General features: G+C 71.4%; 12 protein-coding genes and 1 pseudogene. 8 read left to right on the forward strand and 5 right to left on the reverse strand.

The genetic code is table 11. The annotated features are described in order from the left end of the window. On the reverse strand, positions 1-1,155 hold a 1,155-nt coding region (locus tag HLK59_RS17110), incomplete at its 3' end, for a serine/threonine-protein kinase (protein ID WP_346779749.1). A gap of 142 nt (positions 1,156-1,297) precedes the next feature. Between HLK59_RS17110 and HLK59_RS17115 the strand changes: the two genes are divergently transcribed. Continuing rightward, a complete protein-coding gene (locus HLK59_RS17115) occupies positions 1,298-1,873 on the forward strand; it encodes an IS607 family transposase (protein ID WP_171142299.1) in 576 nt (191 codons plus the stop codon). Further along, positions 1,866-3,563: a transposase gene (locus HLK59_RS17120; protein ID WP_240982466.1), complete on the forward strand. Its 1,698-nt coding sequence runs from the start codon at positions 1,866-1,868 to the stop codon at positions 3,561-3,563. The genes HLK59_RS17115 and HLK59_RS17120 overlap by 8 nt, the downstream gene beginning before the upstream one ends. Here HLK59_RS17120 and HLK59_RS17125 read toward each other — a convergent pair. Continuing rightward, positions 3,487-4,185, reverse strand: coding sequence for a ThuA domain-containing protein (locus HLK59_RS17125; protein ID WP_171142300.1), 699 nt, complete (start codon positions 4,183-4,185; stop codon positions 3,487-3,489). The genes HLK59_RS17120 and HLK59_RS17125 overlap by 77 nt on opposite strands. Before the next feature lie 155 nt (positions 4,186-4,340). Here HLK59_RS17125 and HLK59_RS17130 point away from each other — a divergent pair, with 155 nt between their 5' ends. Next, the gene (locus HLK59_RS17130; RefSeq protein WP_171142301.1) at positions 4,341-4,973 is read left to right on the forward strand and encodes a VOC family protein; all 633 of its coding nucleotides are present in this window, start codon (positions 4,341-4,343) and stop codon (positions 4,971-4,973) included. Between the two features lie 78 nt (positions 4,974-5,051). Continuing rightward, on the forward strand, positions 5,052-5,453 hold the full coding sequence (locus HLK59_RS17135; protein WP_171142302.1) for a VOC family protein: 402 nt from the start codon (positions 5,052-5,054) through the stop codon (positions 5,451-5,453). Here the strand turns inward: HLK59_RS17135 and HLK59_RS17140 are convergent. Continuing rightward, on the reverse strand, positions 5,436-6,122 hold the full coding sequence (locus tag HLK59_RS17140; protein ID WP_171142344.1) for a helix-turn-helix domain-containing protein: 687 nt from the start codon (positions 6,120-6,122) through the stop codon (positions 5,436-5,438). The genes HLK59_RS17135 and HLK59_RS17140 overlap by 18 nt on opposite strands. Positions 6,123-6,191: 69 nt before the next feature. Continuing rightward, positions 6,192-7,166, reverse strand: coding sequence for an AraC family transcriptional regulator (locus HLK59_RS17145; RefSeq protein ID WP_171142303.1), 975 nt, complete (start codon positions 7,164-7,166; stop codon positions 6,192-6,194). Between the two features lie 80 nt (positions 7,167-7,246). Here HLK59_RS17145 and HLK59_RS17150 point away from each other — a divergent pair, with 80 nt between their 5' ends. Continuing rightward, a complete protein-coding gene (locus HLK59_RS17150) occupies positions 7,247-8,080 on the forward strand; it encodes an NAD(P)H-binding protein (RefSeq protein ID WP_171142304.1) in 834 nt (277 codons plus the stop codon). Positions 8,081-8,147: 67 nt separating this feature from the next. Here HLK59_RS17150 and HLK59_RS17155 read toward each other — a convergent pair whose 3' ends face one another. Next, a complete protein-coding gene (locus HLK59_RS17155; RefSeq protein ID WP_171142305.1) occupies positions 8,148-9,287 on the reverse strand; it encodes a YihY/virulence factor BrkB family protein in 1,140 nt (379 codons plus the stop codon). A 421-nt stretch (positions 9,288-9,708) separates the two neighbouring features. On the opposite strand from HLK59_RS17155, the pseudogene HLK59_RS50485 reads away from it, so the two are divergent. The 3 genes and pseudogenes from HLK59_RS50485 to HLK59_RS17170 form a co-directional block, all read left to right on the forward strand. After that, positions 9,709-9,897: pseudogene (locus HLK59_RS50485) on the forward strand (hypothetical protein); the annotation flags it as partial. A gap of 95 nt (positions 9,898-9,992) precedes the next feature. Next, entirely contained in the window at positions 9,993-12,026 is a 2,034-nt protein-coding gene (locus HLK59_RS17165) for a non-ribosomal peptide synthetase (protein ID WP_171142306.1), read from the forward strand. A 158-nt stretch (positions 12,027-12,184) separates the two neighbouring features. After that, a complete protein-coding gene (locus HLK59_RS17170; protein ID WP_171142307.1) occupies positions 12,185-13,819 on the forward strand; it encodes an acyl-CoA dehydrogenase family protein in 1,635 nt (544 codons plus the stop codon). The last annotated feature ends 7 nt before the right edge of the window (positions 13,820-13,826 follow it).

Consider the following 13,826-nt stretch of genomic DNA (forward strand, 5'->3'; position numbering starts at 1 on the left):
CGGCTCGGGGCGCGGGCGGGGGGGGCGGCGGCGGGTCCGGTCGGCGGCACCGCCGGGTGCGGGACGGGGGCTGCGCTCCGCTGGGGTGGAAGGTGAGCACATGGCCCGCGGTGGTCGTCCCGGGCGCGGGGGGCGCCCCGGCGGCGGCGCACACCGTGCCGCTGAGCGCGCGGTGACTGGCGACGGTGCTGTGGGGGCGGGAGCGGGGGGCGGGGCGATCAGCGGCATGGTGTGCACCGGTGTCGGGTCGGGTACCGGGGCCGGGACCGTCACCTCGGGGCCTGTGATCTCCTGCCACACCGCCGGTCCGCCACCCGCGTCCGCGTCGCGGCCCAGTCGCTGTCGGCACCACTCGACGACCTCGGCGAGGGTGGCGCGTTCCTGGGGGGCTCTGGCGAGGCATCGCTCGATGAGGGGCCGGAGCGAGTCGGGGAGGCGGGACAGGTCGGGTTCGGAGTGGACGATCCGGTAGAGGATCGTGGCCGAGGGGCCGTCCCCGTACAGGGGTGAGCCAAGAGCCGCGAAGGCCGCGGTCTGGCCCAGCGCGAAGACGTCCGTCGCCGGTGTGATGTCGCCGGCGACCGCCTGCTCGGGGGCCATGAACTGCGGCGTGCCGACGGCGGCGCCCGTGGCCGTGTACGCCGTGGTGTCGGCGGCGAGGGAGATACCGAAGTCGATGACCCGGGGGCCGTCGGCGGCCAGGAGGACGTTGGACGGCTTCAGGTCGCGGTGGACTATGCCCTCGCCGTGGATGGCCTGGAGCGCCTCGGCCACGCCCGCCATCAGCCACAGCACGGCAGGCACCGGCAGCGGGCCGCGCCGGTGGACGGCTTCCGCGAGGGAGGGTCCGGGGACGTAGACCGTGGCCAGCCAGGGCGGACGGGCGTCCGCGTCGGCGTCGATGAGCTCGGCGGTGTAGGCGCCCCGCACCCGCCGGGCCGCCTTGATCTCCCGGCCGAAACGCCGCCGGAAGTCCGGGTCGTCGGCCAGCTCCGGGCGTACCACCTTGATCGCCACGGGTCGGCCGCCCGCCGTGTGCGACAGATAGACCCGACCCATGCCACCCGCGCCGAGCCGGGCGGCGAGACGGTAACCGGCCACCACGGGTGGATCGTCCACCTGAAGTGGCTGGAACACGTCAGCCGCGTTGTTCACCTGTCCCCCTGATCCCCTGATCCCCTGTCGCGACGATCCGATCATCCGTGCGACAGCGGCAGCTTAAAGGGTCTTCAAGTGCTGGTCGTCAAGGTTGGATGAGTGAGCGTAACCATGCGTGAGTGAGTGTCGTTGTCTGAGCATGAATCTCACGGAATGGGCGAAGGCGCAGGGCGTGCATCCGCAGACCGCGTATCGCTGGTTCCGTGAGGGGACGCTGCCGGTACCGGCTCAGCGGGTCGGACCACGCACGATCCTCGTGAACGTAGGCCTCAATGCCGCGCCCGAGGCGATTGGCGGGCTGGGCCTGTACGCCCGTGTCTCCTCCCAGGACCAGAAGACCGACCTGGAACGGCAGGTCGCCCGGCTGTCCCGGTGGGCGGAGCAGGCCGGCCACCGAGTGGTGCGGGTGGAGGCGGAGATCGCATCCGGTATGAACGGGGCGCGACCCAAAGCCAAGCGCCTGTTGGCCGATCCGGACGTGACCACGGTGGTGGTCGAGCACAAGGACCGACTGGGCCGGGTGAGCACCGAACTTGTCGAAGCCACCCTGTCCGCACATGGGCGCCGCCTCGTGGTCCTTGAGGACGGCGAGGTCGAGGACGACCTGGTGCGCGACATGGTGGAGGTGCTGACCTCGTTCTGTGCTCGCCTGTACGGTCGCCGGTCGGCGAAGAACCGGGCCCGCATGGCTTTGGAGGCCGCCGAGCATGGCTGACTCCGCACTGCGCACGATTGAGGCGCCGTTCGTTGCGCCGGGCCCGTCCGGGGTGGCGATCCGCACCAGCATCAAAGGCATGTCCCAGCGGGACCATGAGGTGCTGCCCCTGGTGGGCGCACACCTGGGTTCGCTTGCTTCCGCCGACTTCAAGACACGTTGCCGGGCGGGCACCGATCACAACAGCGACGAGTGGGCAGAGCGTAAACGGGCCCTGACCAAGGAGTCATCCTCGCGCTGGGCCGGGAGCATCACCAAGGCCACCCACGACCAGTGGGGCCTGGCGCGCCGTGCCCAACTCGCCCACATTCACAGCCTTGAGGACGGAGTGCGCACGATTGCGCACCGCCTGTCCCAGCCTGTCGGGGCAAAGGGTACGAGGCGGACGCCAGGCGGCTACTGCACGAAGCAGGAGTGGTTCCAAAAGACCCGGCGACTGCATGTTCTGGAAGACCGGCTGGAACGCGAGCGGTCCGACCGTGAGGCCGGTGTCGTGCACGTGGCGCGGGGAGGAAAGCGCCTGGCCCGAGCCCGGCACAATCTGGAAGCCGCCCAGCTCACCAAGGACGAGTGGCGCAGACGCTGGGATGCCGGACGCTGGTTCCTGCACGCAGACGGGGAGTCGGGTAAGCGTTTGGGGAACGAGACCATCCGTGTCAGCTGCGACGGCGAGGTCAGCATCAAGCTCCCGGCTCCGCTGGCGCACCTGGCCAACGCCGCTCGCGGCCGGTACGTGCTTGACGGCCGGATTGGTTTCCGGCACCGCGGCGAAGAGTGGGCCGACCGCGTATCGGCGAACCGTGCTGTCGCCTACCGCATCCACCTGGATGTGGACCGGGGCCGCTGGTACCTGACCGCGTCGTGGACGATCCCGCCGGTCCGGACCGTTGCCTTGACCGTAGCCAGGGCGCACGGGCTCATCGGTGTGGACACCAACGCCGACCACATTGCAGCGTGGCGTCTGGATGAGCACGGCAACCCGACGGGTGAGCCCCGCCGATTCTTCTACGACTTCGACGGACCGGCCACCTACCGGGACGCCCAGGTGAGGCACGCCCTCACCCGCCTCCTTCGCTGGGCGCGGCGCGAAGGCGTCTCCATCGCGATCGAGGACCTGGACTTCGGCGCGGAGAAGACGCGGGAGAAGCACGGCCGCAGGAAGCGGTTCCGTAAGCTGATCTCGGGCATGCCCGTCGCCAAACTGCGGGCACGGCTGGTATCCATGGCCGCCGAACTCAGCATCACCATCATCGTCGTCGACCCCGCCTACACCTCCCGCTGGGGCGCCGAGCACTGGCAGAAGCCCCTCAGCAGCAAGAACCGCAAGACCACCCGCCACGACGCCGCCGGCGTCGCGATCGGGCGACGCGCTCTCGGGCACCGTGTCCGGCGACGGACGGCACCGCCCCCACACGACCAGAGTGATCGTGTGGGGCATCGGACCGTCCAGGCCGGACACGGCTCGCGCGGGCGCGAGGAAACCCGCCCCCGCATCCCCGGACCACGGACACGATCCGTGTCGCCGGACGCGGCGCGAACGCGGGTGACCAGCGCATCCACAACCGTTCGGGATGCGCCAGTTGACCAGGGCTGGGCCCAATACCCACTCCTGCTCACTGATCAGGAACGGTTTTCTGTGCCCGCTGACCACGGTCGGGACCGAAACCGTCCAGCCCGGCCGCCCACCTGATCCCGCCCAGCAGATGCGCCCGGAAGTCGGGGTCCTCGTACGCCTCGGCGGCGTGGCCGAGCGCCGTGTAGAAGACCCGGCCCCTGCCCTGCTCGCGGCACCAGACCAGCGGGTGGTCGTCACCCATGCCACCCCCGCCGTACGACGACTCGTCGGCGCGGGCCAACACCCGTACCGTGCCACGGGGGTTGGTGCGGAAGTCGTACCACTCGTCGGTGAAGTCCCATACGGCGGGCAGATGTCGGGTGGCCGGGTGGTCGTGGTCCTCGACGACGGCCTTGCCGGGCTGGTGGTCGGGGTGCCGGTCGAAGCGGGCGCCCAGCAGTTCGCCGTAGTACGGCCAGTCGTATTCGGTGCAGGCCGCCGCGTGTACGCCTACGAAGCCGCCGCCCGACTCGACGTAGGAGGCGAGCCGTTCGCGGCCGGCCGGGGTGAGGACCTCGCCGCTGGTGGAGAGGAAGAGGATCGCGGCGTACCGCTCCAGGGGCTGCTCCACTGCCGTCGGGTCCTCGCTCGCGTCGACCTCGAAGCCACCGAGGGTGCGTACGGCGGCGATGGCGGCCGGGATGGAGTCGTGCCGGTAGCCGGTGGTGCGGGTGTAGACGAGCAGTCGGGGCGTCATGGCTTCGACCCTATGCCGCGCGCGGTCCGGGTCCCGGCCAAGTGATCAAGCCCGAAAATTTCGCGGACGACGGCACGCCGGCCCGCGCGTGAGACGACACGCCGTCGCGCAACTGTTCCTTCACGGAGGCCGGTCTGCGTAGCCTCGGCTGCACGATGAACACCATTCCCGCACGACTTGACCATCTTGTGCTCGCAACTCCCGATCTGGCGGCGACAGTTGCCGACTTCACCCGGCGGACCGGGGTGGCGCCCGCTCCCGGCGGGGTGCACATCGGGTTCGGCACCCGCAACTACCTGGTGTCGCTGGGTGGTACCGGTTATCTGGAGATCATCGGGCCGGACCCGGAGCAGCCCGAGCCGCAGGGTCCGCGCCCCTTCGACGTGGACACGCTGGCCGCGCCCCGCACGGTGACCTGGGCGATCAGTCCGCCGGACCTGGACGCGGCGGTCGCGGCCGCCCGGGCCCGGGGGTACGACCCGGGCGCGGTGCATCCGATGAGCCGTCGCAGACCGGACGGCACCCTGCTGGAGTGGCGGCTGACGGACGGCGAGACCCAGCACCCCTCCGGTCTGGTGCCGTTCCTCATCGACTGGGGCACCGCGGTCCATCCCTCCGCGTCGGGGCTGCCCGCCACTCCCCTGCTGGCGCTGTCCGCGACCGCGCCCGACCCGGACGAGATCCGCGGTCTGCTCGCGGCCCTGGACACCGAACTCACGGTCACCGAGGGGCCGGTGGGGCTCTCCTTCACGGTGGACACCGCGCTGGGGCCGGTCCGCTTCGACTGACCACGGGCACCGTCCGTGGTCGAGGACACGTCCGATTCCTTCAAGACCTGGCGCCCCCGCCCTGCCTACGGTGGCCGCATGACTCCACGATTCGATGCCATCGGCCTGATCGTCTCCGACATGGCCGCCTCCCTCGCCTTCTACCGCCGCCTGGGGTTCGAGTTCCCCGAGGGCTCCGAGCAGGAGGGGCATGTCGAGGCACAACTCCCGGGCGGACTGCGGCTGTTGCTGGACACCGAGGAGGTGGTGCGGTCCTTCCACACGGGCTGGCAGGCACCGGCCGGCGGCGGTCGCACGGCGCTGGCCCTGCGCTGCGACAGTCCCGGCGAGGTGGATTCGGTGTACGAGGAGCTGGTGGGCGCCGGTCACCACGGCGAGCTGAAGCCGTGGGACGCGGTCTGGGGCCAGCGGTACGCGAGCCTGCTCGATCCGGACGGCAACGGCGTCGACCTGTTCGCGCCGCTACCGGCGGCCCAGTAGCTCGGTCAGCGGCACACCGGCCAACTCGCGGACGTCCCGGGCCAGATGAGCCTGGTCGGCGAAGCCGGCGCGGATCGCCGTCTCCGCGTACGACACCCCGCCCCGGGCCAGGCCTAGCGCCCGCTGCAATCGCAGCACTCGGGCCAGGGTCTTGGGGCCGTACCCGAACGCGGCGAGGCATCTGCGGTGCAACTGGCGGGCGCCGAGAGCGAGTTCGTCGGCGGTGGCGGCGACCGGCCGGCCCGCGTCGAGGGCGTCCACGACATGTCGTAGCAGAGGATCGCCGGGTTCGGCATCGGCCGCCCGCCCCAACGCCACCTCTTCGAGCCCGCTCGCCGGATCAGCGGCCGCGTTCACGCGCGCGGTGAGCCTGCGGACCTCGGCGGCCGGCCAGAGGTCGGCGAGGTCGACGCGCCGGTCGAGCAGCTCGCGGGCGGGAACGCCGAGCAGCGCGGGCGCGGTACCGGGCGCGAAGCGAACCCCGGCCCACGCGCTCGGCGCGCCTTCGGTGACGTACGCGCGCGTGTCGGGCCCGGCGACGAGCAGCCGTCCTTCGTGCCAGAGCAGATCCATGCACCCGTCGGGCAGGACGCGCCCGGGCCCGTCGGAGGACGGCTGATTGGTCCAGACGACGGCACCGTCGAGTCGGGAAGCCCGCTCCGCGTACATGAAGACCACGCTACGCTCCCCGCGACCGCCGACGCCTCTACGCCCCTACGCCCCTACGCCCCTACGCCCCTACGCCACCCTCCCCCGATGCTCCTGCGGACTCACCCCGTAGACCCGCTTGAAGGCACTCGACAGCGCGAACGCGCTCCCGTACCCCACCTGCCGGGCGATCGCGTCGAGTGTCGCGTCGCTGTCCCGAAGACGGTCCGCGGCCAGGGCCAGCCGCCAGCCGGTCAGATAGGTCATCGGCGGCTCCCCCACCAGCTCCGTGAAGCGCCGGGCGAGGGCCGCCCGGGACACCCCGGCCTTCGCCGCGAGGGACGCCACCGTCCAGGGGTGGGCCGGATCGTCCTGGACGAGTCGCAGCACCCGCCCGACGACCGGGTCCGCCATCGCCCGGTACCAGGCCGGTGCCGCCGCCTCGGGCCTGGAGAACCACGCCCGCAGTGCCGCGATGACCAGCAGGTCGAGCAGCCGGTCGAGGACGACCTCCTGGCCGGGCTCGTCGCGCACGATCTCCTCCATGAGGAACGGTGTGAGCGGGCAGTCCCACACATCGGAGGTGAGTGTGAGCAGGGGCGGCAGCGCGTCCAGGAGGCGCCCGCTGACCTCGCCCTGCCACAGATACGTGCCGATGAGCATCACGGCCGATCCGTCGAGGCGGTCGCCCCAGGTCCGCACGCCCAGGTCCATGGAGCCGTTCAGGGCGCGCCCGTCCGGGTAGTGGCACTCGGCGCCCGGCAGGATCACCGCCTGCGGTGCGGTGCCGGGGTCGTCGGCGCAGGTGTAGGGGTCGGGGCCGCGGGCGATGGCGAGGTCGCCTGCGCGCAGCCGGACCTTCCCCCAGCCTTCGGCCGGGGGGACCCCCATCTCGCTTCGCTCGCCCGTGTCCGGCGTGATCCACGCCTCGCCGCGGATCATGAGCATGACGGTGAGGGGTGCGCGGTCCTCGATGCGTACGCACCAGGGGGGTTCGAAACACGCTCGGATCATGAAGGCGCCCCGCGCGCGGGGTCCTTCGAGAAGGCCTGCGAGTGCGTCCATTCCGTCAGCGTAGACGGCCGCGTATGGGAATGAGCCGTTCAGCGATGGGGTCTTGGGGCGTGCGGCCGTTGACTGGGGGCATGGCAGACAACACGGCGAAGAAGACAGTGGTGGTGACCGGCGCCTCGGGTCGTACGGGCAGCCGGGTGGCGCAGGCGGTGCGGGCGGCCGGGTTCGAGGTGCGGGCGGCGTCCCGGGCCCAGGGCTTCGACTGGGAGAACCCGACGACCTGGGCGGAGACACTGCGGGACGCGGACGCGGCGTATCTGATGTACCCGTCCGACGTCGGCTCCCCGGCGGCGGCCGAGGGGATCGGGGCGCTCGCCCGGGAGGCGGTGGGGCTCGGCGTACGGCGGCTGGTGCTGCTGTCGGCGCGGGGTGAGACGCAGGCGCTGGCGACGGAGGAGGCGTTGAGGTCGTCGGGGGCGGACTGGACGGTCGTACGGGCGTCGTGGTTCTCGCAGAACTTCAGTGAGGGGCCGCTGGTGGAGGAGTTGCGGCGGGGGGAGCTGGCGTTTCCGGCGGGTGAGGTTCCGGAGCCGTTCCTCGATGTGCGGGACATCGCGGACGTGGTGGCGGTGGCGTTGACGTCCGGCGAGGCGTATGTGGGGCGGACGCTGGAGCTGACGGGGCCTCGGTTGCTGTCGTTCCGGGAGGCGGTCGCGGAGATCGCGGCGGCGTCCGGGCGGGAACTGGCGTACATCCCGGTTCCGGCGCGGGACTACGGGGACGCGCTGGTGGGGTTCGGGGTGCCGCCGGAGGAGGCGGAGTTCCTGGTGGAGGTGTTCGAGGGGCTGCTCGACGGGCGGAACGCGCGTCTCACGGACGGGGTCCGGGAGGTGCTGGGACGTGCGCCTCGGGAGTTCGGGGAGTTCGTTCGGGAGGCTGCGGCGGCGGGGGTGTGGAAGGGATAGCGCGCGGCGGAGCCGCACATCGATGCGGCGCCGCGCCCCTGAGGTTCCTCAGGCCACCCCGACCCCTCTAAGAACCGTCCTCCTTGTGCGGGGGGTGTGTGCTCCTCACATGCGTCCGCAGTCTCGACGTCACGTCCTCCGGCGGCAGGAACCGCGACCACCGCTCCGGGAACTCCGAGGGCATGTCGGGGTCTTCCGGGTCGACGCTGTGGTGGGCCGCGGCTCGTGCGACGTACTCGGCGACCTGCGCCTCGCGGACCCGGTCGTTCGCGGCGCGGGCCGCTGCCGTCGCGGCGGCCGGCCAGACCCGGTCGATCGCGGCGTTGACCGCGGCGCCGACGAGGACGGCGAAGGCGGAGACACCGATCCACAGCATCACGGCGACGGCGGCGGCGAGGGAGCCGTAGATCGACGCGCCCTCGATGGTGTTCGTGAGGTAGATGCGCAGCAGGAAGCTGCCGAGCACCCACATGGCGAGGGCGACCAGTGCGCCGGGCACGTCCTCGATCCAGGGGGAGCGGACGGGGACCGACACGTGGTACAGCGTGGTCAGGAAGGCGATCGACAGGATGATCACCACCGGCCAGTACAGGATCTGTACGAGGGTCCCCGACCACGGCACGATCCGTACCACGGCGTCCGGCCCCGCGACCATCAGCGGCAGCGCGATGGAGCCGATGAGCAGGGCCGCGAGGAAGAGCAGGAACGCCACCAGACGGGTCTTGACGATCCCCCGGACGCCGTCGAGGCCGTACATGACAGTGATGGTGTCGATGAAGACGTTGACCGCGCGGGAGCCGGACCACAGGGCGAAGAGGAAGCCTATGGAGATGACGTCGGGGCGGCCGCCGTTCATCACGTCGTCGAGGATCGGCTGCGCGATCTGCCGTACGCCCTTGTCGGACAGGACGGTGCGGGAGGCTTCCAGGAGGTTGGCCTCCAGGCTGCTGATGCTGTCGGTACCGGTCCAGTCGTCGACGTAGCCGAGCAGGCCGATCATGCTGAGCAGCAGCGGCGGCACGGACAGCAGGGTGAAGAACGCGGCCTCGGCGGCGAGGCCCAGGATGCGGTACTCCATGCACGAGTTGACGGTGTCCTTGAGCAGCAGCCAGGCGGTCCTGCGCTTGGAGACGTCCCGATAGAGGGCACGCGCCCGGTGGAGGCGGCCGGAGGGGGGCCGCTGGGGGGATTCACTTGCTGGCTGCACGCCCTAAAGGTATCCGTCGCGGGAGGCTGCACTCATCCCCCGGGTGGTCGTCGGGCCCGTGTGAGCGCGTAGGCGATTCGAACCGTTTTCCTGTCATGTCCGCGTTGGCCGAAATGTTCGGTCACTGATGTGAACACCCTGATCCGGAAATCATCGGGGCCCGGAAACGGGCCAATGACCGAAAATCTCTTGAAGTGTTCATGAATCTGCCGAAACAATCCTGATTGCATTCGTCGCGTATGCCGAGGATCACTCGGGCGCACACGACACGGGGGAATTCACGGGTCACTGACCATGGCCTTTTCCAGCCGCGTCGCCTGTGACGTGGCCTTTCCCACGGCCACTCCCATCACCTCCAGAACATGTCGCACCGCATTTCTCACTGCCCCCGGGGAACTGCACCAATCACCGAGGAGCTCTTGTGCCGAACGGCACTGAACGTGTTCTCGCAGAAATCCTGGCCGGTGTCGTCCGAGTGGACCGTGTACCGCCCGACAGCCACTTCTGCGCCCGGGTCAGGAAACTCCCGGACCTGCCGTCCGTGTCGATACGGGACGACTACGGCCGTCCGACCGTCCGCAGCCCGGCCGCCGCGCTCGAACGGGCCCCGGAATCCGCCGTGGCCAGGGCCGAGGAGCCGCCCCCACCGCCGGACAGGACGGCGGGCGCACCGGGGCGGAAGTCCCGCGGTGGGGAGGTAGGGCCATGAACACGATCCCGCACTGGACCCTCGACCCGAGGCCCGGCACGGCGGTGTACGAGGTCCCGCTGCCGGACGGCCTGTCGGTCGACGCACGGGCCGTCCGGGCCGCACACGACAGGGTGCTCGCGAGCTTCCGCGCCGACCGCGACGACACCGTGCTCCGGGTCGCCGTCGTCGGCCACACCCTGCGCCTGCGGTACCGCACCGACGTCCTCGACCGCGAGGCCGCCGCCCGGATCGCCGGCTACCACCTGGCCGCCCTCACCACACCGGTACGGCGCAGCCTGCTGTCCGAGGCCGAACTCCACTTCCAGCTGGAGGAGTTGGCGGGTCCGCGACGCGTTCTGCCGGACCGGCGGGTGCACGAGCTGTTCGAGGAGCGGGCGGCGGCCCACCCCGACGCCGTGGCCGCCGTGGAAGGGGACAGGCAGTGGACGTACGGCGAACTCAACTCCCGGGCCAACCGCATCGGCCGGGCCCTGCTGGGGCACGGACTGCGCACCGAGGGCGTCGTCGCCGTGCTCATGGAGCGCAACCTCGACTGGCTGGCCGCCGTGCTCGGCGTCCTCAAGGCGGGCGGGGTGTATCTGCCCATCGATCCGCACTTCCCGGCCGGACGGGTCAGGGCGATCCTCGCCCGCGCGGACTACGACCTCGTCCTCACCAAGGACTCGGTCTCGGCCGCCTATGAAGAGGACCATGCCGAGACCGACCTCGGTGTCCCCGTCGCGGCGGACCAACTGGCCTACATCTGCTTCACGTCGGGTTCCACAGGGGAACCCAAGGGTGCGATGTGCGAGCACGCCGGTTTCGCCAACCACGTCCTCGCCAAGGTGGAGGACCTGGACATCGGCCCCGGTCAGGTGGTCGCGCAGACCGCGCCGCAGTCCTTCGGCATCTCCCTGTGGCAGCTGCTGGCCGCGCTGCTGGTGGGCGGGCGGACGCTGCTGGTCGGGCAGGACACGACCCTGGACGTGCCGCGGTTCGTGGACACCATCGAGCGCGGCCGGGTCAGTGTGCTCCAGGTGGTGCCGTCGTGTCTGGAGGCGGTGCTGGCCGAGTTGGAGCAGCGGCCGCGTGAACTCCCCGATCTGCGCAGGGTGTCGGTGACCGGGGAGACGGTGAGGAAGGAGCTGGTGGAGCGCTGGTTCGCGGCCCGGCCCGGAATCCCGCTCGTCAACGCCTACGGTCTGACGGAGACGTCGGACGACACCAACCACGAGGTCATGGACCGGGTACCGGACGAGGCCCGGGTCCCGCTCGGGCGGCCGATCGCCAATGTGCGGATCTACGTCGTCGACGAGCGGTTGGTGCCGGTGCCGCTGGGCGCGCCCGGCGAGATCGTCTTCTCCGGGGTGTGCGTGGGCCGCGGGTACGTCAACGATCCCGAGCGCACGAAGGCGGCGTTCACCGAGGACCCGTACCGGCCCGGGGAGCGGCTGTACCGCAGCGGGGACCACGGGCGCTGGCTGCCCGACGGGAAGCTGGAGTTCCTCGGGCGCCGGGACACCCAGGTGAAGATCCGGGGTGTCCGCGTCGAGATCGGCGAGATCGAGAACACGCTGCTGCGGGTGCCCGGCGTCCGGGACGCGGCGGTGGTCGTCGTGCGGGGTACGCGGCTGGTCGCGTTCTGCACCGGGGCGACGCCGGTCGACGCGGGTGCCGTGCGGCGGAGGCTGGCCGCCTCGCTGCCCGCGTACATGGTCCCGTCGGTCGTGCACTGGCGTCGGCGGCTGCCGCTGACCGCCAACGGCAAGACCGACCGGCGCACGCTCACCGCGCTCGCCGAGGACCTCGACACGCGGACGGACGGTCCCAGTACGCCGGTCGAGCTGCGGCTCGCCGCCGCCTGGGCCGAGGTGCTGGGGATCCCGGCCGACCGGATCGGCCGCCATGATCACTTCTTCGACCGCGGCGGCACCTCACTGGCCGCCGTGAAGCTGGCGATCGCCCTGGACCGGGCGATCACCCTCAAGGACGTCACCCGCCACCCGGTCCTCGCCGACCTCGCGGGCCTGCTCGACCGAACCGCCTGAAAGGAACCACCTGAGGGCAGCGCCCCTGTAGCGGCGCGAGGCTGTAGGGGCGCGGGGCTGTATCGATCTGCGGCCACCGCCGCGTGGGCGCGACCAGCCACGAACGACCCGCACCCGCCGAACGACATCACACCCCCACGGCGGGTAGGTTCCCCCTCATGGCAGGCAGCACGCACACCGTGACCAACCAGCCCCCGCCCCTGATCGGCCACGACCTCTACACAGCCGACAAAGCCCTGGTCGCGGCCGTGGAACGCCACACGGACCCCGACCTCTTGGACGAGGTGCACGGCGAACTCTCGGCCCTGGGCAAGACGTCCGGCTCCGCCCAGGTCCAGGAATGGGGCGCACAGGCCAACGAGCACCCCCCGACCCTGCGCACCCACGACCGTTACGGCCACCGCATCGACGAGGTCGACTTCCACCCGGCCTGGCACCGCCTCCTCGGCAAGGGCGTCTCCGCCGGTCTCACCGCGGCCTGGACCCGCCCCGCCGGCCACGTCCGCCGAGCCGCCGCGTTCCTGGTCTGGACCCAGGTCGACGCCGGCAACCTCTGCCCCCTGTCGATGACCCACGCCGCCGTCCCCGCGCTGCGCACGGACCCGGTCCTCGCCGAGGAGTGGGAGCCCCGACTGACGTCGATGGTCTACGACCGTGGGCTGCGCCCCGCGCACCGCAAGGCCGGCGCCCTGTTCGGCATGGGGATGACGGAGAAGCAGGGCGGCAGCGACGTACGGGCGGGCACCACCCGGGCCACCCCGCTGGCCGAGGACGGCACCTATGAGCTGACCGGCCACAAGTGGTTCTGTTCGGCCCCCATGTCCGACGGCTTCCTCGTCCTCGCCCAGGCTCCCGACGGGCTGACCTGCTTCCTCGTCCCGCGCGTCCTGGACGACGGCACCCGCAACCCGTTCCGTCTCCAGCGCCTCAAGGACAAGCTGGGCAACCGCTCCAACGCCTCCGCCGAGGTCGAGTTCGACGGCACCTGGGCACGCAGGGTCGGCGAGGAGGACCGGGGTGTGCGGACCATCATCGAGATGGTCGCGGCGACCCGGCTCGACTGCGTCCTCGGTTCGGCGGGGCTGATGCGGCAGGCCGTCGCCCAGGCCGTCCACCACTGCACGTACCGCGAGGCGTTCGGCGGCAGGCTCGTCGACAAGCCGCTGATGCGCAACGTTCTGGCCGATCTCGCCCTGGAGTCCGAGGCGGCGACCACGCTGGCGCTGCGGCTCGCGGCGGCCTGCGACGACGGCGGCGAGCAGGAGCGTGCCTTCCTGCGGATCGCGGTGCCCGCCGCCAAGTACTGGGTGACCAAGCGCTGCGCCCCGGTGACGCTGGAGGCCGCCGAGTGCCTGGGTGGCAACGGCTATGTCGAGGACTCCGGCATGCCCCGGCTGGTGCGCGAGTCCCCGCTGAACTCGATCTGGGAGGGCGCGGGCAATGTCCAGGCCCTGGACGTGGTGCGGGTCCTGCGACGGGAGCCCCTGGCCCTCAACGCCTACCTCCAGGAGGTCGGCAGGGCCCGCGGCGCCGACCACCGCCTGGACGGCGCGATCAAGAACCTGCTGACGGAACTGGCCGACCTGGAGGGCATCGAGGCCCGAGCCCGACGGCTCACCGAGCGACTCGCGCTCGTCCTCCAGGGCTCGCTGCTGGTCCGCTTCGCACCACCGGAGGTGGCCGACGCGTTCTGCGCCTCCCGCCTCGGCGGCGACGCAGGCACGGCGTTCGGCACCCTGCCGCCGACCTTGGACCTGGCGTCAGTGGTGGACCGGTCCGGGCCGCAGGCCTGACCGTCCA

The organism is Streptomyces sp. S3(2020), assembly GCF_013044505.1.
Lineage (GTDB): Bacteria > Actinomycetota > Actinomycetes > Streptomycetales > Streptomycetaceae > Streptomyces.